Annotated in this window: 11 protein-coding genes and 1 pseudogene; 5 read left to right on the top strand and 7 right to left on the bottom strand. The window is 71.3% G+C overall.

Going from position 1 to position 23,023, the window contains the following annotated elements:
• Positions 1-65: 65 nt before the first annotated feature.
• The 5 genes from KM933_RS08930 to KM933_RS08910 form a co-directional block, all read right to left on the bottom strand.
• Positions 66-1,514 (bottom strand): hypothetical protein, encoded by a 1,449-nt coding sequence (locus tag KM933_RS08930; RefSeq protein ID WP_221349998.1) that lies wholly within the window; start codon positions 1,512-1,514, stop codon positions 66-68.
• Positions 1,498-4,911, bottom strand: a complete 3,414-nt coding sequence (locus KM933_RS40210) for a DEAD/DEAH box helicase (protein ID WP_221349997.1) — start codon at positions 4,909-4,911, stop codon at positions 1,498-1,500. The genes KM933_RS08930 and KM933_RS40210 overlap by 17 nt, the downstream gene beginning before the upstream one ends.
• Positions 4,908-6,329 carry a protein kinase domain-containing protein gene (locus tag KM933_RS08920; protein WP_221349995.1) on the bottom strand — a complete coding sequence of 474 codons (1,422 nt, stop codon included), beginning with the start codon at positions 6,327-6,329 and terminating at the stop codon, positions 4,908-4,910. The genes KM933_RS40210 and KM933_RS08920 overlap by 4 nt, the downstream gene beginning before the upstream one ends.
• Positions 6,330-6,362: 33 nt before the next feature.
• Positions 6,363-7,016, bottom strand: a complete 654-nt coding sequence (locus KM933_RS08915) for a vWA domain-containing protein (RefSeq protein ID WP_260333291.1) — start codon at positions 7,014-7,016, stop codon at positions 6,363-6,365.
• Positions 7,017-8,434: 1,418 nt separating this feature from the next.
• The gene (locus tag KM933_RS08910) at positions 8,435-8,851 is read right to left on the bottom strand and encodes a MarR family transcriptional regulator (protein ID WP_221349991.1); all 417 of its coding nucleotides are present in this window, start codon (positions 8,849-8,851) and stop codon (positions 8,435-8,437) included.
• A gap of 480 nt (positions 8,852-9,331) precedes the next feature.
• Between KM933_RS08910 and KM933_RS08905 the strand changes: the two genes are divergently transcribed.
• A complete protein-coding gene (locus tag KM933_RS08905) occupies positions 9,332-9,991 on the top strand; it encodes a hydrolase (RefSeq protein WP_221349989.1) in 660 nt (219 codons plus the stop codon).
• A 637-nt stretch (positions 9,992-10,628) separates the two neighbouring features.
• Here the strand turns inward: KM933_RS08905 and KM933_RS08900 are convergent.
• The gene (locus KM933_RS08900; protein ID WP_221349987.1) at positions 10,629-11,720 is read right to left on the bottom strand and encodes a mannose-binding protein; all 1,092 of its coding nucleotides are present in this window, start codon (positions 11,718-11,720) and stop codon (positions 10,629-10,631) included.
• Between the two features lie 417 nt (positions 11,721-12,137).
• Here KM933_RS08900 and KM933_RS08895 point away from each other — a divergent pair.
• From KM933_RS08895 to KM933_RS08885, 3 genes and pseudogenes are all read left to right on the top strand, one after another.
• A pseudogene (locus KM933_RS08895) lies at positions 12,138-12,809 on the top strand (type VII secretion system-associated protein); the annotation flags it as partial.
• Positions 12,810-13,205: 396 nt separating this feature from the next.
• Positions 13,206-16,523 carry a right-handed parallel beta-helix repeat-containing protein gene (locus KM933_RS08890; RefSeq protein WP_221349985.1) on the top strand — a complete coding sequence of 1,106 codons (3,318 nt, stop codon included), beginning with the start codon at positions 13,206-13,208 and terminating at the stop codon, positions 16,521-16,523.
• A complete protein-coding gene (locus tag KM933_RS08885) occupies positions 16,520-17,791 on the top strand; it encodes a S8 family serine peptidase (RefSeq protein ID WP_221349983.1) in 1,272 nt (423 codons plus the stop codon). The genes KM933_RS08890 and KM933_RS08885 overlap by 4 nt, the downstream gene beginning before the upstream one ends.
• Before the next feature lie 123 nt (positions 17,792-17,914).
• On the opposite strand, the gene eccCa is transcribed toward KM933_RS08885, so the two are convergent.
• Positions 17,915-21,925 (bottom strand): type VII secretion protein EccCa, encoded by a 4,011-nt coding sequence (gene eccCa / locus KM933_RS08880; protein WP_221349981.1) that lies wholly within the window; start codon positions 21,923-21,925, stop codon positions 17,915-17,917.
• A gap of 458 nt (positions 21,926-22,383) precedes the next feature.
• On the opposite strand from eccCa, the gene eccD reads away from it, so the two are divergent.
• The coding region (gene eccD, locus KM933_RS08875; protein ID WP_221349979.1) for a type VII secretion integral membrane protein EccD at positions 22,384-23,023 on the top strand (640 nt) is incomplete at its 3' end.

Raw genomic sequence — 23,023 nt, 5'->3', positions numbered from 1 at the left:
GCTGCCCCGGCCAGACCGTCCCCTTGCCCTTCTGACGCGGTCGTGTCTGCCTCTTCCCCATGTTGTCAGTTCACCCTCTTGCTGATTGTGGTTCGGCCGCTGCTCAGACCGAGCAAGTGGCGGGCTGCGTCGTAAGCGAGAGCTCGGATGTGCTCCAGCTCATCAGGGGCCGGGGCGCCGGTCGGTCCGTGCGTCGCGTTGTTGCGCAGGATGCGTGACCGGTCGAGATCCTCCAGAAGGGTGGGGCGCTCGCGGATGAACGCGGCGAACGGATGCTGCGCGTTCTCCCCGGCCGCCCAGACGGCTCTAATGATGTCTCCGGCCAGCCCGCCGGCCGGTCTGGAGCAGTACTTGCGCATCTCCGGCGGCACGGATGTGGCGCCCAGGCGCTGGGCGGTCAGTACGAACGTGCGCTCCCGCACCCCCGGCTCCCTGGACGGTGGGATCCGGGCGGGGAATCGTTCGTTGAGTTCGGGGAGTATGCACTCGAAGACGCGAATGGCGTTGCGTGCGGCGTTCTCCCGTTCCCGCGCAGTGTCCTTCAGCAGCGCCAGCTCGATGTCCGCGAGGTGGGTCAACACTTCCGAGTGATTCCGGACCTCCTCGCCGAGCATACGTACCACGTCGGCGCGGGCATCCTCGGCGAGCTCCCGGTCGACCTTGCGCGCGGCGGTGGTCCGGTCGCGGCGGCCCTTTCCGAGCATGTCGTCGATCAGCCGGGTCAACTGCTCGTCAGCCTCTGCACGGGCGGCCAAAAGATCTGCGAAGAAACGTCCGTCGCCCACCGCGAACGGGTCCTCTACGGTCCACATACGCCCGGACCCGTCGTTGCCCTCGACGACATAGCACACGACATGGGCTGGGTTCGCCGTACCGTGAAATCCGATCCGTCGGGCCGCCCCCACGGAGCCGGCCGGATCGCGGGAAGCACCGAGCAGGCCCCGCGCCGCCAGATCGTGACTCTTGCAGGCTTCGAGGACATCACGTTCCGACGGACGCATCCAGGAGCCGTCGGCCCGGAGCGTCAGCGCGCTGACTTCCCGGGAGGCACCAGCAGTACCGAACTGGATGGTGACCCAGCGGCCGCGATGCGCTCGCAGGTCAGCGCGTACGGGATCGGCGACCAGGATACGAGGCAACAGCATTCCGGTGGCCGGGTCCTGGAAGACACGGACGAGCCGGGGCTCCGTCTCTGCGACTTCGCCTTCGGCCACGGTGCGCCGCCCCGCCTCGGTCAGCTGCAGCCCTTGTGCCATCAGCTGCCCCTCCACGAGCCGGGCAGTCACCGTGCGGCACAGGGCAGTGTCCAGCCCGATCAACCGGGACAGGTCACTGACGTCTCGGACCCCGGCGGCACACAGGCGCAGCACCACGGTCTGGAAGACATCCAGTGTCCGGGAGTAGCCGGTCGGTGCCGTTGCCTGGTGAACCCACACGGGCAGCAGAACAGGCCGGTACCGTTGGCGGGGCGGGAGGGCCAGCTGGAAGACAGGGGTCTCACGGTCGAATGACACAGCCGTCCACTCCCTTCCGGCACAGCTCCAGGAACGCGGCAAGAGGCTTGACCGCCTCCGGACTGCCGGGGCCGAACATGTCGTCGTCGCCCACCACGGCCAGCACCCGCTGCTGGCGGCTCATCGCCACGCACAGTCGGTTGGCGACGGTCAGGTGCCCGTAAGCGCGCTTGGCGTCGGTCCGTGCGGCTGGTGCACAGCTGCGCACAGTGGACAGATAGGTGACCGAGAACTCCATGCCCTGGAAGGCATCGACGGTGCCGACCCGCAATCGGTCGAGCGGTGTGCCGTCCTCATCACGGCTGAGCCGGGGCACGGGGCGCCACCCGCCCGCATCGGTGAACTCGGCGAGCCCGGCCTTCTTCAGCTCCTTCCATACCTCGGTGACCTGTGCGGCGTAGAACGAGATGACACCGAAGGTCATCCTCGGGTATCGCTCGATCAGCGCGGCTATCTCCGCGGCGATGACGACGGCTTCGGCGCGACGGGCACGGCTCGTTCCCCGTTGGGTCTCACCGCCGACGGACTGCGGCACGGGAAGCCATACTGCGGGAACTTCACCGTACCGTTCGATCCCGTGGGTGAAGTCACTCGCCTCACGGCCGTTGCGCAATTGTCCCTGGTAGAAGTTGTCGCTGACGAAGTTGCCGAGTACCGGATGCATGCGGAACTGGGTGTCGAGGCGGACGAACCGGGAGTGTCCATCGGATGAGCCGTGCTCCCACTGACGGGCCAGTCGTTGGAACAGACTCTCCTGTAGCCGGTCACGGACGTCGTCTCCGAGCGAACTCAGCTCGCGCTCCACGTCGGGCTCCAGCATGTGGGGAAGCTGGGCGTGGTCGCCGACCAGCACGATCCGGCGGCGGGCCTGGGCGAGGGGGATGAGGAGATCCAGCGGGTTGGCCCTCGCTGCCTCGTCGACGACGACCGACTCGAACGCTCCATCCCGACCGCCGACATCGACCATGGCTTTGGAAACGGCCTGCTGGCAGGTCGAGGCCAGCGAGACGGTGTAGGCGCGGAGTGTGTCGTCGACACCTTCTGGATCGCTGCGCAGATCATCCCGGTAATCCAGCAGTGCCGCGGCTATGGCATCGGGTGACCGGGTCACCGCCTCCGCGAGCTGTGCTGCGAGCCGGTCGAGGAGGTCGACGATCGTGGGATCGGCCACGGTAACCTCTGGAAGCCGGATGCGCGCGGTGAGACGGTCGACTAGGGCGTCGCGCAACGCGGTAAGCGCGTTGAGCAGTTCGGTATGTGGTGTGGTGGCGCCGATCGCTGCGCGCAGGGGTTCCTGGTACGAGATGCCGTCGAACAGCGGACTGTCGGCGAGTTCTAGCCGTGTCAACAGCGCCCGGGCTGTGCGGGGCCCGTCATCGTGGAATCCGGTTACGGTGCAGCGCAGCGACCGGATGTAAGGCAGCAGATCCGCGCGCACGTCGGGGTCGGCCATGGCGGCGGCTCGCATGCGTTGCTGTTCGGCCCGATCCCTGTGACTGCGGAATTCACCGACCAGGGACGGTTCGGCGATGTCCCCGACCTGGGTGAGCACCTGGTCCAGGAAGCGCGGCAGGAACTCGGGCGGGACCGGTGCCGCCCGATAGGTGGCGGCCAGCTCGGTGGCGGCTCGCCGAGCAGCCAGATGAGGCCCTGCCGGGCGCTCACGCAACCGCAGGTCGGCAGCGCGGGCTGCCTCGATACGCCAGGTATCCAGTGCCACTTTGCTCCCCCGGCCGCGGGAATCCACCTTGAGCGGTGGAAGCCCGAAGACCCAGCCACGAGTGACGAGGTGGTCCACCGCCGCATGCTGGAAACTCGTCAACAGGGTGCTCCCGGCCACATCTCCTCCCTGGGCGAGGTCGCCCAGCTGGTTGACCAGGGCAGCGATCACCTGAGTCTTGCCGGTGCCCGGTGGTCCTTGGATGATCGCGACGTCTGGAGTGTTGAGGGCGGTGAGTACCGCCTCCCGCTGGGCCGGCGTCGGTCCGTGAGGAGCGAAGCAGCTGAGTGCGGAAGGGGAGAGCTTTGTGATCCGCTGTCGTGCCGACTGCGGCCAGGCACCTCCCTCCAGGAGAGTCGGTAGCGCAGGAATGTGCGTTCCGTCGGTGCGCAATTGCTGCATGGCCTTTTCGCGCCGGTCGAGCCGACGCTGATCACCGCGGTGCGCCAGGTAGAGCCACCCTTGAGGGGGCGGGTCCTGCTGGTTGTTGAGGGTCGCAGTGAGCCTCAGGACCTCGGTGACACTGTCGTATCCGAGCGGTTCACCGACCCAGGCCTTCACCTTCTGCGCGCGGGATGCGACGAGCCACTCCCGGTCGGTCATCGCGGTGTCCGTCACGGAGGCCGGAAGTCTCTCAGCAGCCTCGAGCTCGACGCGTTCGGCCGCAGCTGTGTTCTCTAACGCGGCTCGGGTACGGGGCAGGGCCCGGCTGAGGTCCACAGTGAATGCGCAGCGGCCGTCGGACTCGACCTTGACGTCGGTGTAGCGGATGGTTCCGAAGTCACGGAGGCGTCTCCTGATGTGGCGCGCCTCCAGCTCCTGGTACCTGTCCCACATGGCCAGGTAGCCGTTCTGGCTGGCCACCAGGTCGAGGCCCTGCTGTATCCTCTCGCGGTCCCGCTGCCTGGCGGTCATGTCGCGGAACTCGATGGACCCGACGGCCAGTGCCTTCTGAACGGTGCCGTGCCGATCGTGGACCGATCTGAGCAAGCGGACGATGCGGTAGCCGGCACTGTGTTTCTCGACATCAGCCATGAGCCCTGGTCCGTGCACCCGGAAGCCGGCTGCGAAGCTTCCGGCCGGTCCGGCCGAGACCACCATGCGCCTTGCGTCCGCTGGAGCCCCGGGACGGGGCTCCAGGAGGAGTTCGCGTGCCATGAACTCCATGAGTGAACCGACGTTGACGTTGTCCGTGCGGTCCGCGTACTTGGTCGCGTCCTCCAGCACGGCGTCATCGACATCGAGGAGCAGCCCGGTGGTGAGCGGTACCGCGAGTCCTGCGGCAGGGGCGTAGATGTGAACCCGCAAGGTGAAAGGACTGTCGGCCGCCGACGAGGACTGATGCGGGTTTCCGGTACGGCGTCGAGGCGACGGGACGGGCGTGGGCGGCTGCGGGCGGACCGGATGTGCGGTGACTGTCACACAAGTGGTTCCGGCCGCCTGGACCCGATCGAGTTTCCGCTCGTCCTCCGGAGTCGCTGGCTTGATCCCGAACGTAGCGGAATCGGTGACCAGGTCCAGTTGGCCTGTGGGCCGGTGATAGAGGCGGACCTCGCTGCCGTCGGGGATCACCTGGTCGGTGAACCCCTGTGGTACTCGATGCCAGAGGAAGGACACGAGCACGGGTTCGCCCGGCATACGGGCCGGCATGGCTGGCTGTTTGGGGCGCGCGCTCACCTGCTCGCCTCCAGCGCCATCAGACGTACCCAGCGATGGATCACACCCTGTCTGCCGAAGTGAAGTGTCCAGGAACGGCCGTCGACCGGCACAGTTGCCTGGCTTCCCTGGCCGATCTCACGCCACGGCCGACCGTCCTGGTGGTCGAGCCAGAGACTGTTGCGCGAGAGGTTCGACACAGTCACGTCCCGGCCCTGGCACCGCAACTGCGCGACCACCGCATCGAGTCGGTCCGGAGCAGGAGAGGTGTGACGGGCGGTCAGTGTCGTCTCGCTATCGGGGCGCAGTACGGTGAAGTCGGGCAGAGGCACCTCCGCTAGCTCTACAAGGGGAGGGTCGTCATCATTCCCTGACCGGTCTCCCGGCTCGGTACCGACCGGGCCGGTCAGTCCGTGGCGCAGCAGCCAGACCCGGTCTCGGGGCTTTCCGCAGGCCAGGCAGGAGGAGGCGGCGGCACGGTAGCTCCAGCGACACTCCGGGCACTCGACTGTCTGTCCCGCTGCGGAGTGCAGTGCCGCGGCCCACCGGGCAGCCGACGGCCGGACCAAAGGATCGGTCACGGCGCCCACGAAGCACCGGGTGGCCAGGCCCCACAGCTGACCGGACAACACCTCTTCCCGCGGCGTGATGCCCAAGGTGCACTCGTTGGTGCGGTCAGTGGGATGGTCGATCCAGGGGAGGCGGAAGCAGTCCGCGTACTCCTGTTGGTAGGCGGGATCGGAGTCCAGAACCTCGTCGCCCCGGAACGGGTGGCTTGCCGTGAGGGTCTCGAAGATCAGGACGGCGAGTGCGTGCGCGTCGGCCAGCGTCGTGGCCCCACTGCGTCCCGACACGATTTCTGGTGCCCCGTATCCCGGGGTGTGCACCGGCGCAGATGCGACAGCCGAGACAAGGCCGAGATTGTCCACGTCGATAAGGCGGATCTCCTGCTGCTCGGGAGCTGCGGAGACCAGCACGTTCGAGGGCGACAGGTCCTGGTACACGATGGCGCGTGAGTGAAGCCGGGCGACGGCATCCGCGAGTTTGGCGAGCAGCCGCAGTCGGCGTTCCAGGCCGCCGGTGCGCAGGTACCAGGCCGCGAGGTCTTCCTCGTCGGGCACACACAAGGTGTCCAGCGGGACCATCTCGTCGGCGAGTTCCATCACATAACCGAGCTTCGGCGGAGCGAGCAGGGCGAGGACGCCGGCCAACGGAACGCCGTCCAGCGGCAGACGCTGGATGCGGCGCAGCCGAGTGTGAACGGCGTCCGCTGCTTCCTGAGTCGGAGCAGCGATCATCTTGATGGCGGTACGTCCGCCACGGGCCAGCCACACCTCGCCCTGGCCACCGGCACCTATCGAGTGGGACAGCGGCCACAGCTGGTGGTACTCGTCCTCGATGGGCCGCAGCAGACCGCCGAGATCCCAGCGCGATGCCACGGGTGCTTCCTCTCGCTGCGTTCTTCGACAGGGTCAGGCGCCGAAGTCGGACAGATCGTCGGGGCGCAATACCGGTGCCCGGTCCGGACGAGTGCTTCGGGCCTGTTGAGTGACGGTGACCGTGACCCAGCGGAAGTATTGCTGAATACGTCCGACGTCATGTGCCTCGAACACGCCGTTGGCCTCGTCGCTGACGAAACGGCGCAGTACGGCCTTCGCCTGTTCAGTCATGTCGGGACCGATAGCGACAGCCAGCCGGTTGGCTCGAGAACCCTTGGGGGAGTCAAGCAAACGGTCGAGGGCCTCTTCCCACTCGTCAGTGGGCATTCCGTCGGAGACGAGAACGAGAGTGGGAGAGAAGGAGCGGGCCGGGACGGCTGACTCGTCGCGCAGCACCTCGTCGGCGAGTCCGAGAGCCGCGCCGAGCGGGGTGCCCCCCTGGGCTTCCATGTCGCTCCAGGAAGCCTCGGCCGCGGGCACCATATCTTGATGCAATTCGGCCCGGTTCTGGCTGAAGGCGATCACGCCGACGTGGATGGCGCCTCGCCCGACATCGGCGGTAGCGAAATCGTCGAGCATGTGGCGGATGCACTCGTTGAGTACATCGATCTTCTCCCGGGGTTCCCCCATGCTTCCGCTCACGTCCGCCAGTACAAGTACCGGTAACGGACGAGCCTTCGCGGCCATGAAACGCGGCGCGGCACCCACGATGTCCCCCCATCGCTCTCACCGCACCAAGGGCTGCACACCATACGCCTAGTTGCGGCAAGGCCATTCCTAAAGCTGAAGCAGACAAGATACTACGAATCGTGCTTGGGGGTGATCAGACGTAACAACAGATCTGTGAGGGAGGACGTCCACGTGATATGTGGTGAATCTTAAATATGACCGCATATGGTTCCTCCGGGTCGATATGTCTCTGTGTGCTAAGCGTGCCCTATGTGTGGCGGTGCTGAGGGTAGAAGTCATTGCAGCCGTGCTCTTTGCGCTTGAAGCAGCATGAGCACGGACAGAGTCGGTTGTTCAGGCGAGCCGAGGCCGCCTGGCGTCTCATGCGGCGTGAGCCGCTCTTGCGCTACCGCACCCGTATCGTCGCTGGCCGACTCCGACCGCTGAGTTGAACCCGTACGCGGCGCTGGCTGGGTTGCCTGTGCGCGATGGTTCCACCAAGGCCCTGGCGCTTGGCAAAGACGGTTAGCACGGTCCTGGGTGCGACGTAATTCGGAGCCTCTGGAGCAACGGCGCACCCGCTGGCCTGCGGCTGCACCTTCTCGGCTGCCGCAGGTCGTTTCTCTAGGTGCTCGCGATTCCGCAGGTGGCGAGGCTCTCGGGTGCGCTCTCTGAGGGCCTGGGCCGACATCGTCTCCAAGCCGCCCCGCGATCGACGATAGAGCCCCGATCACGGACCTCGCCCCGCAGCCGTCAACTTGCCCCGCTTCAGAAGGGTTTGCCTCCACTGTTGTTGTGCCCATTGTTGGGCCGCTGGCCCGATTGGCCAGGCCGCTGACCTGCCCGTTTCTCTATGTCTAGAGAAATGGGCGATTCGAGCCGCAGGTGGAGAGTTTGCAGTTCAGCGGGCACTTCGTGCCTCCAGGAAGCGACAAATTACGTCGAACGCGGGACGTTGGGTGGAAGCTGGAACATACCCGTGCTACGTAGGTCAGCAGTGGAGGCTTCCCGTAGGAGCAAGGATCGGAGCAGCCTCTCTTTGTTGCGCGAGCTACTCTCAGGTTGTCTTAACGGAGGTTGGTGGACACCAACAAGGACAATCCCGACCGTCAGGTGCGGTTGAGCTTCCTCGGATAGGATGCCGACACGCTCGCCCCGGAGCAGCGGCCCGGCCGTACGGCCCCGGTAGCAGGTGAGGGCGGGGGGAGAGTCGCAGGAGTACGTACGACGGTCCCGTCCGGTGACGTCCGGACGGTCGACGTGCGCACAACAACCGTCTGTGAAAGTCCCGGAAGAGCCGCTCGATCGACGGATCCCCGCCCCGGTGCCCCAAGCCCCGGCGCCCCGTAGGCCCCGTTCGTCCTCGGTGCCGGAACGCTGCGTGGGCGTGGTCCGTGCCTCGCCCCGGCCGGGCTCGAGCGCGTCCCCTCACCCGGTCAGTCCGACTGCTTCTCCATGTGCGCCAGGACGTGCTCGGAGATGCGGGCGAGTGCCTTGAGTTGACTTGGTGTCAGGGCATCGATGAACAGTCGGCGGACGTGCTCGACGTGATGGCCCGCGGCCTCTGTGGTCGCCTGGTGGCCGGCCGGGGTGGCGACGATGAATGCGCCGCGTCCGTCGTCGGGGCATTCCTTCCTGGCCAGATCCAGCAAGCGTATCCGCCCGCCGCCCCTTTCGGTGAGGCCGGCGAGCACGACGTAGTCGGATGCGGACATTCCGGATTCGGACCGGACGTGGCGGGACAACCGTCCGATGAGCTTCTCCTGCATGCGGATGAAGTTGTCCCAGGCGGCTTTCTCTTCCCCGGCGAGCCGGCGAGCCGGCGCGGCGGTGCGTCCATGGAAGCAGTTCAACGAGGGCGTCTGTCGGTCGTCCGCGTGCAGGGGCCGGTGGGGCGCCCCCGGCGGGGCAGGGCCCGCCGTGTCCGGGGCGGCAAGACCCCGGGACGACCGTCTCCCGGTGATCGCCGAGGGCGGCGTGATCCACCGCTCCTTCATCCGGCGGACCAGGTGTGCCTCCACGCGTACGGCCGCGGGGCCGCGAAAGGGTGAACTTCGCCCGCCGGGTAGCTAGTTGACACGTCCACCGTCGCTGCTAATGTGGGTGACGAGTCAACTACTTGATCGAGCAGGCCGACCTAGGTGCCGTGACCGTGCCGCTGCGGAAGCGGAGTCTGTCCGGGGTGCGACACCGACCGCTTCGGCGCGGTGGTCGGCCGACTCGGTCCCAGAGCCACCTGCGCGGACGTGTACGGCCGTATTCCGGCATCGAGATCGACGGCGTCCGTCCGAGCCTCCCGAGCACGCGAGGACAAGTACCCGGAAAGGGATCCCATGAGCAAGGAAACGAAGTCCGGACTGCAGGCACTGCTGACGCCCGAGGAGAGCGTCGTCGTCCTGATCGACCACCAGCCGTTTCAGTTCGCCAACCTGAACAGCCACGAGCCCACGATGATCGTGAACAACGTCGTCGGGCTCGCCAAGGCCGCCAAGGCGTTCGACGTCCCGACTCTTTTGACGACCGTGTTGGAGGAGCGTGGCGGCTACCTCGTCAAAGGGCTGCAGGATGTGTTCCCCGAGCAGAAGCCGATCGACCGCACGTTCATCAACACCTGGGAGGACGAGCGTGTCGTCGACGCCGTCAAGGCGACCGGCCGCAAGAAGCTGATCATCGCCGGTCTGTGGACGGAGATCTGTGTCGCGATGCCGGCGATACAGGCGGCGGGTGAGGGCTTCGAGGTGTTCGTCGTCACCGACGCCTCGGGCGGCGCCTCGAAGGAAGCTCACGAGATGGCCGTGCATCGCATGGTTCAGGCGGGCGTGGTGCCGATCACCTGGCAGGCCGTCGCGGCGGAGTGGCAGCGCGACTGGGCCCGCGAGAAGACCTTCCCGGACATGACCGAGGTCCTGCTCCAGCACGGGGGCGCCACCGGCATCGCCTTCGGCTGGGAGACGCAGCTGCTCGCTTCAGGGCGTGCCGGGAACACCGCCTGACGGGTTCGCCGGGCGGTGGCCTCCTGCGGCCGTGTACGGCTCGTCGGTCGCGAGGCGGCTCCGATGCGGAGCTGCCGGCCGGCACAGCGGCCGGTTCCGTGACCACGGCCTCAGCCCGGAACCGGTCGATGACCAGGGCCCGGACCGCCGAGGACCACCGCAGCCGCCCCATGGGGGCGTGACGCCCGGGAAACGTGCGCTCTCTGCCCCCGCGTCACAAGCCCGGACCTCCTTGATCTGCCCGGCGTCGCGTTCGTCTCCGTCCCGCGTGAGCCCGAACCGGGCGACAGCCTCGCGGCAGCGTGGGAAACGGGTGGCACCGGCAGGACCACGCTGGTCTAGTCCGGTGGGCGCCCGGCTGAAGCGCGGCCCGGCCGTCCGGTGACCGGTGGACGCGCGCACGGCTGACCCCTTTCCGCCCCGCCGGGAGGACACCGTGCGCCAGATCCGGTCCCACCAGGAGGCGACCGCCTCGGGCCCGCCCGACGACACCAGCAGTCCGGTGACCAGGGCGGCCACCCCGATCTGGAGGCCGGCCCGGATGCCGTCCCCGCTCCCCTCCCGGGGAATGCCCTCCTGCCGCCCGCACAAGCACCTTGCGGCACCGCCCGGCACCGCCTGGGCCCAGGACCCGGGGTCAGGTCGACCAGATGACCCCGCCGTTGTGCAGGACGACCACCTTGCCGTCCGCCCGCAGGACCAGCTGGGCGTTCTCGTGACCGTGGGTCTTGGAGGCCCAGATGGGGCGGTCGTCGCCGTTGTGGATGACGAGGTTGCCGTCCTGCTGGAAGATCGCCCGGTGGTCGGTGCCGAAGGTCATGGAGGCCCAGACGGGCTTGTCCTCCTCGTTGTAGACCACGAGGTTGCCGTCGGCCTGCATGACCATGCGGATGCGGTTGGTGGACCAGGACTGCTGCACCCGCAGGACACTGTTCGCGTAGACGGTCCTGGTGCCCCAGACCGGTTTCGCCGACGCCTTCGGCTTCGGCTCGGGCTTCGGCTTGGGTTCGACCTTCGGCTTCTTCTCGGGCGAGCTGCTCGCCTCCGGTTCCGGCGAGGGCGCGACGGGCTGGGCGACGGCGACCTTCGGGGCCTCGGTCTTCTTCTTCGGCTCGGCCTTGCTCGGCGACGACTTGGGCTTCTCGGCCACGTAGTCCCCGAGCGCGGCGGGGGCGGAGGTCGCGTTCAGGACGGTGTCGGCGTCCGCGGCCAGCCCCTTGGCGGAGTCGGGCCGCTCGTCGTTCGCGCTGCCGGCCAGCAGCAGCGGTATGGCGATCAGGACGGCGCCGGCGATCGCGGCCCCCGCCAGGACCGGCTTGCGGGGACGTCCGGTGCCGACGCCGGTGCCGGCTTTGATGCCCGGCGGCGCCACGGCGGCTGCCGCCACGGCGACCCGCCCCTCGGGCTCCTCGGCGGTCCCGGGGGAGGACCGGGGCGGGGCGGTGGCCTCCCCGGACTCGGGGGATCCGGCGGAGGGTTCCGGCTCGGGGGCGGCGCCCGCCTTTGCCGGGGGAGACGCGGTGGACTTCCCCTCGGGGGTGACAGCGGCCTCCCCGGACTCAGCCTCCGGGGCTGTGGCGGGCTTCGCCCCCGGGACCGCGGCGGGGCCCGGTGCCGGTGGCCCGTCCGGTGTCGAGGTCCCGGGTGCGGACCCGGTCTCCGCCGCCTCCGCGCGGGCGGCGGGCTTCGCCTCCGCGTTCGCGCCGGGGGTCTCGTGCTGGGGGGACATGCGGTACTCCTCGGTGGCGGAGCTGTCGGTGACGGGCACGGGCCCGAACGGCAGCCGGTCCGGACCGGCTGCCGTTCGGGCCGCCGGGTTCCGTGCGGCCCTGGTCCGGACGTCCGGGCGGAAGGCACTTGTCGGGTGGACGGGCCCGACGGGTTCGATGGCATACCCAACTTAGCCCGTCACGGGGGCAACAGCAGCACCCCTTGTCCCAACCGTCCCACTGCTTTGTCCCTCCACGCCTTACTGCTCCCCAAAAGTTCCCGGAACGCGAGGTGAACGGGCCCGTCGGGGTCCGACGCGGACCCGGTCCGGCCGTCCGCGGATTCGGCTCGTGTGGCATCCTGGCAGCTCTGGTCGATGCCGGTGTGCACGCATGTCGTGCGGCGCCCCGGCATCCGTACGGACCGAAGAGTTCAGGTGGAGATGCGGCCCGGAGAACGGCAAGAGGGCGGGCGCGACGCCCCGTCCGCCCCCGAGGCCGCCGACCTGCCCGGGATACCCGAAGCCGTACGGGCCGCCGCGCGCCGGGCGCCGGGGCACTGGATCGGGATGGTCGATCCGGAGTGGACCGAGGAGCGCACGCCGCCGGAGTGGGCCGTGGTGGGGGAGTGGCAGTCGGACGACGACGGAGGCGTGGGGAACTACCGCGCCAACCCGGCGTACCGTCCCTCCGCCCGGGTGCTCGGCTGGCCGGAGCCCACCGACCCGGTGGACGCGGCGGCCCAGCGGGCCGCCACCGGCTACGGCCCGGTGGACGAGGCGATCGAGGCGCTCGCGGAGGCGGAGGTCACCGTGGTGCGCGCGGCGGACGGCGGACCGCTCACGGCCACCGGCCGGGACGGGGCGCCGGTGGTGCTCGTGTTCACCTCACCGGTCCATGAGTTCCTGTCCGAGACGCTTCGGCACGGCAGGCTCCCGGCGCGCGAACTGGCCCGGTCGCTGAGCGGTTCGGGTACCCGGCTGCTGGCCAACGCCGGAGCCGCGGCCCCCCTGCTCGTCCCGGCGGACAGCCTCCTCGCCCCCGTGCGTACGCCGGACGCCGACGGCCCCGTACGTCCACCGGACACCGGCGGTCCGGTACGTACGCCGGGCGCCGGGGCGGGTGTCGGGGCGGATGCCGGGGCGCAGGCCCCGGTCGGGGTCGCGACGGAGAGCGGGTCCGGAGCCCGGCTCGCCGCCGGCCCCGACACCGCCGAGGACGGCGACCAGGACGGCGGAACCCGGTCGCGGCTCCGGGGCGGCGCGGGGACCGACGGCCGGGAACGGGGTGTCTGACAGGACGCCCGCGGAGGACGCCCGCACGGAACGTCCGGCAGGACGCCCGCACGGGAGTCCGGCAGGACGCCCCTGGACGGCGGAGCACCGCTCCCGCCATCGGTCCCGCCCCGCGGACGAGGCATGATGTGACTTGTCGGCTCGCCGGCACGCGCCCCCGGGTGAGGGGGCGCCCCACTGAAGACGCCCCTGTGGCAAGGAGGTTGGTGCGTGTCGCGCCAGGTACTGACCGTCGGTCCGGGGGACCGGGACCGCTACCGGACGATCGGCGAGGCACTCGCGGTCGCCCGTACCGGCGCACTCATCAGCGTCCGGCCCGGGACATATGCGGAGAACCTGGTCATCAGCACCAGGGTCACCCTCACCGCCGCCGAAGGGCGGGGAACCGTGGAGATCCGGCCGCGTTCGGGCAGCGTGATAGCGCTGCGCGCCGACGCCGTGATGCTCTCCGAACTGACGCTGCGCGGCGGCGACGCCGAACTGCCGGCCGTGGACGTGCGGCGCGGACAGGCCGCGCTCGACGGCTGCGAGATCATCGGCGCCGCCTGGACGGCGATGCTGGCCGGCGGAACGGGCTCACTGGCGCTGCGCGAGTGCCGCGTGAGCAATCCGCAGGGCGCGGGCATCGTGGTCACCTCGACCACCCCCACCACCGTGGAGTCCTGCACCTTCGAGCACCTGGGCACCAGCGGCCTGGTCCTCGCCGAGCAGGGCGAGGCGCGCATCCGCGGCTGCACGGTACGCGACGCCCGCGGCAACGGCCTGCTCGCCAACGGCGAGACCCGCGGCACCGTCGAGGACTGCGACATCTCCTCCACCGACAAGCCCTCCATCGCCCTGGAGCAGAACTGCTCCCTCTCGGTGGTCCGCACCGTGGTGCACGACACCAGCACCGGTGTGCACCTGAGCAGCGCTGGCCGCACGACGCTGGAGGACGTGCGCGTCACCGGGGCGTCCGGGAACGGGATCACGCTGGCCCAGGGCACCGACCCCGTGCTGCGCCGCTGCCGCGTCTCGCGCACCCGCGGCCACGGCGTACTGGTCACCGACCGGGCGCGCGGCACCTTCGAGGACTGCTGGGTGGACGGCGCGCAGGGCGCGGCCCTGCGGGTCGCCGGGAACGCCTCCCCGGCCCTGACCGGCCTGACGGTCCGTGACAGCAATCAGACCGCGCTCCTCCTGGAGGAGGACTCGGCGCCCGAGCTGGACCGCCTGGAGATCATCGGCGGCGCGCCCGCCATCCTGGTGCGCGGCGGCGCCAACCCGCTGCTGCGCCGGGCCCGGCTGACGGAACCCGACGGCGACGGCATCGCGGCCACCAAGGACGCCCGCGGCCGCGCCGAGGACTGCGAGATCGTCCGGCCGAAGGGCGCGGGCGTCCGCGTGGCCGCCGGCAGCACCCTCTACCTGGCCGGCGGCGGGGTCTCCGACACGGCCACCAACGGCCTGGTCGTGGAGGACGGCGGCAACGTCACCGTCCGCGACTTCCGCGTCGAGGTGTCCGGCGAGGAGGGCGTGGTCGTCGCCGCGGGCGGCGAACTGACCGCCAACCGCACCACCGTGCACGCCCCCAAGGGCCACGGCTTCCTGCTCCGCGAGGGCGCGCTCGCCTCGCTCAGCGGCTGCGAGGTGTCCGGCGGCGCCCAGGACGGCTTCCGGGTGGAGTCCACCGCGCCGGTCTCCCTGGTGAACTGCCTCGCCCGGGAGAACGAGGGCGGCGGCCTGGTGCAGACCGCGCCCGGCGACCGGCTCGCCGTGGACGGACTGAACAGCACCGGCAACGGCAAGCGGGACGCCTGGGGCTCCGGCAGCGCGGAGAACACCGACCCGGCCGGCTCCGGCGCCGCGGACGCGCCCCCGCCGGACCGCGCGGACGGCCCGCTCGGCGCCCTCAACGCGCTGATCGGCCTGGAGAACGTCAAGCAGCAGGTGCGTACGCTGGTCAACCTGACCCAGCTCGCGCAGCGCCGCGAGCAGCTCGGCATGTCCGCCCCGCCGATGAGCCGGCACCTGATCTTCGCGGGCCCGCCCGGCACCGGCAAGACCACCGTCGCCCGCCTCTACGGGTCGATCCTCGCCGAACTGGGTTCGCTGCGCAGCGGGCACCTGGTGGAGGTCTCGCGCGCCGACCTGGTCGCGCAGGTCGTCGGCGGTACCGCGATCAAGACCACCGAGACCTTCCAGCGGGCGCTCGGCGGTGTGCTGTTCATCGACGAGGCGTACACGCTCTCCTCCGACAGCGGCAACGGAGGCGCCGACTTCGGCCGTGAGGCGGTGGACACCCTGCTGAAGCTGATGGAGGACCACCGCGACGACGTGGTGGTGGTCGCGGCCGGCTACTCCCGCGAGATGGACGCGTTCCTCGGCTCCAACCCGGGCCTCGCCTCCCGCTTCTCGCGGACCGTCGAGTTCGAGAACTACTCGGTGCCCGAGCTGGTCGCCATCATGGAGAACATGTGCGCCCAGCACCAGTACGAGCTGGGTGAGGGCACCGCGGCGGCGCTGGCCGCGCACTTCGAGGCGATGCCGCGCGACAGCGGCTTCGGCAACGGCCGTGCCGCGCGCGGGGTGTTCGAGGAGATGGTGGACCGGCAGGCCGTCCGGCTCGCCTCCCAGCCGCAGGTCGGCGAGCACGACCTGCGGCTGCTGCTGCCGGAGGACGTCTCCGCCACCGCCGCCACGAAGGCCGCGCAGCCCGCGGCCCCGGCCGACGACCCGCTGACCCGCCTCGGCGACATGATCGGCCTGGAGGAGGTGAAGCGCGAGGTCGCGGACCTGGTCAACCTCATCACCACCGCCCGCCACCGGGCCGCCGCCGGACTGCCGGTGCCCTCCCTCAGCAACCACCTGGTCTTCACCGGCCCGCCCGGCACCGGCAAGACCACCGTCGCCCGCCTCTACGGGGAGATCCTGACCCAGCTCGGCATCCTCGACCGGGGTCAGCTGGTCGAGGCGGCCCGCGCCGACCTGGTGGGCCGCTACATCGGGCACACCGCCCAGCTCACCCGCGAGGTCTTCGAGAAGGCCCGCGGCGGCGTGCTGTTCATCGACGAGGCGTACACCCTCACCCCGCGCGGCGCCGGCGCGGACTTCGGGCAGGAGGCGGTGGACACCCTGCTGAAGCTGATGGAGGACCACCGGGACGAGGTGGTCGTCATCGTCGCCGGCTACACCGACGAGATGGAGCGCTTCCTGGCCTCCAACCCGGGCCTGTCCTCCCGCTTCCCGCGCCGGATCTCCTTCGCGGACTACTCCTCCGAGGAACTGGTCACCATCGTGCGCGCCCAGGCGACGGGCATGGGGTACGAGTGCGGGGCGGGCACCGGCCCGCTGCTCAAGGAGTACTTCGACTCGGTGCCCCGGGACCGTTCCTTCGGCAACGCCCGCCTGGCCCGCCAGGTCGTCGAGTCGATGGTCACCCGCCAGGCGCGGCGGCTCAGTTCGCTGGCCACGCCCACCCTGGACGACCTGCGCATCCTGCTCCCCGAGGACGTCGTGTCCGCGGCCCCGAAGGCGGTCCCCCGATGACGACGCCCGTCCGCGGGGTCGCCCGCCTGCTGTCCGGCACCGGCCTCGCCGCCGCACTGCTGCTGCCCACGGCCGTCCCGGTCCAGGCGGTACCCGCGACGGCACCCCCGGCGCGCCCTCCGGCGGCCGACGGGGGGAAAGGACAGGAACTGCCCGGCATGCCCGCCGCGCTCGACCCGGACGCCGACGCGGTCACCTGCACCCCCGCCTCCCGCGAGAAGGCGAAGAAGCAGGACTGGTCGCGCCAGCGCCTCGACCTGGACCGGCTGCACCGGTACAGCACCGGCGCGGACGTGACCGTGGCCCTGATCGGCACCGGTGTCGTCCCGGACGCCGCCGGGCTGGACGACCGGGTCACGGCGCAGTCCACGGCCGCCGTGGACTGCGTCGGGCACGGCACCTTCCTGGCCGGGCTGATCGCCGGGACCGGCGAGGGCGCCCCGCGCCTGACCGGTGTCGCCCCGGAGGCGAAGATCCTGGCCCTGCGCGGCACCGACGAGCGCGGGCGGGCGAGCGCCGCGCTGGTCGCGCAGGCGCTGCGCGAGGCGACCGCGGCGAAGGCCGGCGTGATCGCGGTCGCGGCGGCCCTGCCGGCCCGTGACGCGGAACTGACCCGTGCGGTCGCCGACGCCCGCCGCGCCGGCGCGCTGGTGGTCGCCGCGGCCACCCCGGACCCGCCGCGCGGCGCCACCGGCGAGATCCCCTCCCGCACCTACTGGCCGGCCGGTGAACCCGGCGTCCTCTCGGTCGCCGACATGCTGCCCGCCGGCGTCCGCCCGGACGACGCCCTGCCCACCGGCGGCATCGACCTCGTCGCCCCCGGCGCCGGGGTCGTCGGAACCGGCCCGCGCGGCGACGGACACTACCTCGGCGCGGGCGCCTCGGTGGCCGCCGCCTACGCCGCCGGGGCCGCCGCGGCGGTCCGGTCCGTCCGCCCCGGCGACTCGCCCGACGCCGTCGCACGCCGGCTGACCGCCACCGCCTATCCGGCGGACATCCCCCAGCTGGACCCGTACGCCGCCGTCACCACGGTCCTCGGCGACTCGCGTACGGCTGCCGGTGCCGGGCGCGCCGCGCAGCCCGTGGCCGTCCGCGACACCTCCGCCGCAGACCGGGCCACCGACCGGGCCGTGGTCTTCGTCCTCCTCGGCACCGGCGGCGTCCTCGCCGTCCTGTGGGGCGCTTTCGTCCTTCCGCGGGCCCGCGCACGGGGCTGGCGCCCGGCGGGCGCGGGCCCGGTCGCGGACCCGGGAGCCGGCAAGGACTGAGGCGCGCGGCCGTCGGGCGGGTGCGGGAGCGTCGCGGCCTGTCGCGCGTTTCCCCGCGCCCCTCGGGAAGCGGCGGTGGGGGCCACCCGGAGGTGGCCCCCACCGCCGCTTCCGTACGTTCCCTCAGCCGGTCTCCTCCACCAGTGCCGTCTGCATCAGCCTCGCCCGGCGGCGGGCGATGTGCAGCGCCCGGCCCGGCGGAAGGTTGCGGGGCTTCGCGTTGCCGAACAGGCGGCCCTCCGTGGGCGGGCAGGAGAGCAGGACGGCCGGGTTGTTGGCCTCGTCCAGGCGCCGGATCAGGCCGTCGCTGAGACCGCGGCCCGCGCCCATCGCGCTGCGGGCGACCACCAGGTGCAGACCCATCTCGAAGCCGAGGGTCAGGTACTCGAAGAGGGGCTCCATGGGGCTCTGGAACGAGCTGCCGGAGACCATGTCGTAGTCGTCGACCAGGATGAACAGCCGCGGGCCGGTCCACCAGTCGCACTTGCGCATGCGGCCGGGCGCGATGTCGGCCCCGGGGACCCGGGTCTTCAGCGCCCGGGACGCGCCCTCGATGGTCTCCTTGAGGTTGTCCAGGGAGATCACGTGCCCGATGCGGTACTCCTCGGGAACGGTGTCCACCAGGGTACGGCGGTAGTCCACCACGATGATCTTCGCCTCGGCGGGGGAGTAGCGGGCGGTGATGCCCGCCGTGATGCCGCGCAGCAGGTTGGTCTTGCCGCTCTCGGTGTCGCCGACCACGATCAGGTGCGGGGTGCGGCTGAAGTCGTGCCAGACCGGTTCCAGGGCGTCCTGGTCGATGCCGAGCGGCAGGCGCATGCCGCCGCCCTCGGTGGCCTCGGGGGCGGGCAGCTCGGCGAGCGGGAGCCGGTGCGGCAGCATCCGCACCTGCGGGGCGGGCGCGCCGGGCCAGTGCCGGGCGACCTCGGAGACCAGGTGGGCGACCCCCTCGCCGAGGTCCTCCAGGGAACCGCTGCCGTCGAGGCGGGGCAGGCCGGCGAGGAAGTGCATCTTGCTGTCGGCGGTGATGCCGCGACCGCCGCTGCGCGGCACCGAGCGGGCCTTGCGGGTGTCGATCTCGGAGTCCATCGGGTCGCCCATCCGCAGCTCCAGGCGGGTGGCGGACTGGTCGCGGACCTGCGCGGACAGCTCCACCCAGCGGGTGGTGGTGATGAGCAGGTGGATGCCGTAGTTGAGGCCGCGGGCGGCCAGTTCGTTGAACTTCGGGATCAGGTCGTCGTAGTCCTGGCGGACCGTGGACCAGCCGTCGACCACCATGAACACGTCGCCGAACGGCTCGTCGGGGAACTCCCCGGCGGCCCGGCGGCGGCGGTAGGACTGCATGGAGTCGACGGTGTGGTCGACGAAGAACTGCTCGCGCCGGGCCAGGAGCGTCATCACCTCGGCGACCGCGCGGTGCACCCGCTCCGGGTTGAGCCGCGCCGCGACACCGCCGACGTGCGGCAGCGCGGCGAGCTGCGAGAGTCCGCCGCCGCCGAAGTCCAGGCAGTAGAACTGGATCTCGGCGGGGGTGTGGGTGAGCGCGAGGGCACCGATCAGGGTGCGGGTGAGCGTGGACTTGCCGCTCTGCGAGCCACCCGCGATGGCGACATGGCCGCCGGCCCCGGACAGGTCCACGACCAGCGGGTCGCGGCGCTGCTCGAAGGGTTTGTCCACCAGGCCGACCGGGACCCGCAGCCTGCCGGTGCCGGCCCAGCCGGTGGCGGTCAGGCCGCGCTCGGGGTCGGGCGCGACGCCGGGCAGCAGGGCGTCCAGCGGGGACGGCTCGTCCAGCGGCGGCAGCCACACCTGGTGGGCGTCGGGGCCCGAGCCGCGCAGCCGGTCCAGGGCCACGGCGAGCAGGGTCTCCTCGTCCTCGTCGGTCTCCGGCTCCGGCTCCGGCTCCGGTGCCGCCTCCAGCGTGCGGGGCACCACCCAGCCGCTGGTCCACGGCACCACCTGGCTGGCCACCCGGGCCTGCACCACCGCGCCGGTACGCCGCCGGTAGGTACCCGAGGAGTAGGCGGCCCGGAAGCGCGTCAGGGCCTCCACACCGGACTTCAGGTAGCCGCTGCCGGGCTGGGCCGGCAGCTCGTAGGCGTCCGGCACGCCGAGCACACCGCGGCTCTCCATGGCGGAGAAGGTGCGCAGGCCGATCCGGTACGACAGATGGCTCTCCAGCTGGTGCATACGGCCCTCGTCCAGGCGCTGCGAGGCGAGCAGCAGGTGCACCCCCAGGGAGCGGCCCAGACGGCCGATCATCACGAACAGGTCCATGAACTCCCGGTGCGTGGACAGCAGCTCGCTGAACTCGTCGACCACCACGAACAGGCTGGGCAGCGGGGTGAGATCGGCCCCCGCCGCGCGGGCCCGCTCGTACTCCAGGGCGGAGGTGTAGTTGCCGGCGGCGCGCAGCAGCTCCTGGCGGCGCATGAGCTCGCCGTGCAGGGCGTCCTGCATGCGTTCCACCAGGGCCACCTCGTCGGCGAGGTTGGTGATGACGGCGGAGGTGTGCGGGAGTTCCTCCAGGCCCAGGAAGGTGGCGCCGCCCTTGAAGTCGACCAGGACGAAGTTGAGGGTCTCCGAGGAGTTGGTCAGGGCCAGGCCGAGGACCAGGGTGCGCAGCAGCTCGCTCTTGCCGGAGCCGGTGGCCCCGATGAGCATGCCGTGCGGCCCCATGCCGCCCTGCGCGGACTCCTTGATGTCGAGTTCCACCGGGCGGCCGTCCACGCCGACCGCGACCGGGACCCGCAGCCGGGCGGAGCCGGTGTGCCGGGCGAACAGGGTGGCCGGGTCGTGCCGGTGGAGGTCGGGAATGCCGAGCAGGGTGGTCAGTTCGACGTCCGCGTCCAGCGGCTGCGCGATGTCGGTGCCCAGGCTGATCCGGCGGGCCGTGAGCAGCCGGGCCAGCGACTCGGCGCCGAGCGGGCCGAGCCGGTCCGGACGGCCGAGCGGCACGGAGCGCTCCTTGCGGCTGCGGTCGGTGCGCACCAGGCTCACCCGGTCGGGACCGGCGGTCAGCCGCAGCGTGTTGCGGCCGGGCCGCCAGCGCAGCGACCCGGAGACGTCGAGGACCACGGCGTTGCGGTAGCCGTGCCCCTCCCAGCGGTGACCCTCGGGCACGGTGACACCGTCCAGGACGATCACGGTGTAGGGCTCGTCACGGCCGGGGCGGGCGTCCGGGTCGAAGCCGGGGCGCTCGGCGAACTCGGCGCCGAGCAGGTCGTCCAGCTCGGTGAGGTCGGCGGTGATCCGGCGGACCTGGCCCGCGCCGTCCTCCTCCTGCGGATGCAGCGCGTGCGGCAGCCACTTGACCCACTCCCAGTCGGGCCGCCGCTCGTCGCTGACGCAGACCGCGAGCCACAGCTCCTCGGGCGCGTGGAACACCGCGAGCTGCGCCAGCGCGGCGCGCACGAGGGCGCGTACGGCGTCGGTCGGGTCCTGGGCCGGGGCGCCCGCCCCGCCTTGCTCCCCGTGCGCGGGGACACCCGGCTCGGCGGACGCCGGAGCGGCGGCCTCCTCGGGGCGCAGCAGGATCCGGGCGGAGGAGCGCAGGTAGAGGCCCAGAGGCTGTTCCGGGACGGTCGAGTAGGCGCGGATGAAGCGGCGCAGGGCGTGCGCGCAGAGCGGCTCCAGGTCCTCCACCGGACGGGTGGAGACCGGCTGCAGGGTGAGCGCGAGCTGCTGCTCGCCGACCGCGAGCCGGGCCTCGCCGAAGTCCTCGTCGGCCGGGCGGCGTTCCCACAGCCGCGAGGTGCGGGCCAGGGAGCGCAGCGAGGCGGGGTCCGGATGGCGCCAGGCGAGGGCGCGCTGCTGCTCCACGATGGTGGACCGGACCCGCTTGCGGGTCTGCGCCAGATAGCGGAGGTAGTCGCGGCGCTCGCCCTTCAGGCGCTGCTTGCGCTCGCTGGAGCGGCGCATCAGCTGCCCCAGCAGCATCGCACCGGCGGAGAGCGCCATGACGCCCATCGCCAGGTACATGAAGACGCCGTTCCCGCCACCGGGGCGCAGGAACATCAGCATCATCGACACCGACATCAGCGCCATCGGCAGATAGGTCCATATCGCCGAGGTGTCGGGCACCGTCTCGGCGAGGACCGGTGGCTCCTGCAGGGTCAATTGACCCTCGGGCATCTCCGGTCCGCGTCTGCGGGCCGGCCGGCGAAACAGCACCACGCTCAAGGAACAGAACCTCCGGTTTCACTGGCTTTCCGGCCCGCGCCGAATACCGGCACGCCCGGCGGCGGAAAAGGCCGCGCCGAGCTGATTCTCCGGGTGCCGCGTGACGCGGTGAACGCCGGGGTGAATGTTTCGGGCGGACAGCGGCGACGGTGAACTCCCGCGAAGGACAACTCCATGCCGGACGACGAGTCCGGTCCGCAGCGCGATCCGTCGGGCTCAGGCAGTAGTCTGCATTCACGGAACACGGCCTGTCCATGCGGAAGAGGCGGCCGCCGGCCGCGCGGACCCCATATTCCACTTTCCCGGTACCCCCCGTTCCGGAACGCGTCGGCCTTCCGTACTCTTCGCTGGTCCCCTCTCCCGGGGAAGTCCTCCTGTCAAAGCCCCCACGGAAGACGAGTGTTCAGCTGATGACCGACAGTGCGGTGGCCGAGTTGTGCCGCCTGACCGTACGTGCGCCGAGCGTCTCCGTCGATCTGGCCGTGCCGGCCGACGTGCCGGTCGCCGATCTCCTGCCCACCCTGCTCCGCTACGTCGGCGAGGAGGCCGAGGAGGCCGGTCTCGACCATGCCGGCTGGGTGCTCCAGCAGCTCGGTGACGCCCCGCTCGACGAGGAGACCACCCTCGCCCGCGCCGGGCTCTTCGACGGCGCCGTGCTCTACCTGCGCCCGCACACCGAGGCGCTGCCCGAGGCCCGGCTCGACGACCTGGTGGACGGGATAGCCGACACCGCGGGCCGCAAGCTGCACACCTGGCACCCGGGGGCGGCCCGCGGACTGCTGGCGGGCACCGCGGCGGCGACCGTGGCGGCCGCCCTCGCCCTGGTGCTCTGGCCAGGGGCGACCGCCTCCGGCCGCCTCCAGGTCGCCTTCGCGGCCGTGACGGGACTGCTGCTCCTCGCGGGCGCGGGCTCGGCCAGCCGCGCGGTCGGCGACCGCCTCTCCGCGACCGTGCTCGCCCTGCTGGTCGCGCCCTGCCTGGCGCTGGCCGGCTGGCTGCTGCCCGGCGGCGACCTGACCGGCCCGGACGCGGCCGAGGTCGCGGGCGCCC

Origin of the sequence: Streptomyces beigongshangae (assembly GCF_019710745.1) — a bacterium.
Lineage (GTDB): Bacteria > Actinomycetota > Actinomycetes > Streptomycetales > Streptomycetaceae > Streptomyces > Streptomyces beigongshangae.
Note: the sequence above shows the minus strand (reverse complement) of the source record. Positions and strands in the feature narration are given on the sequence as shown.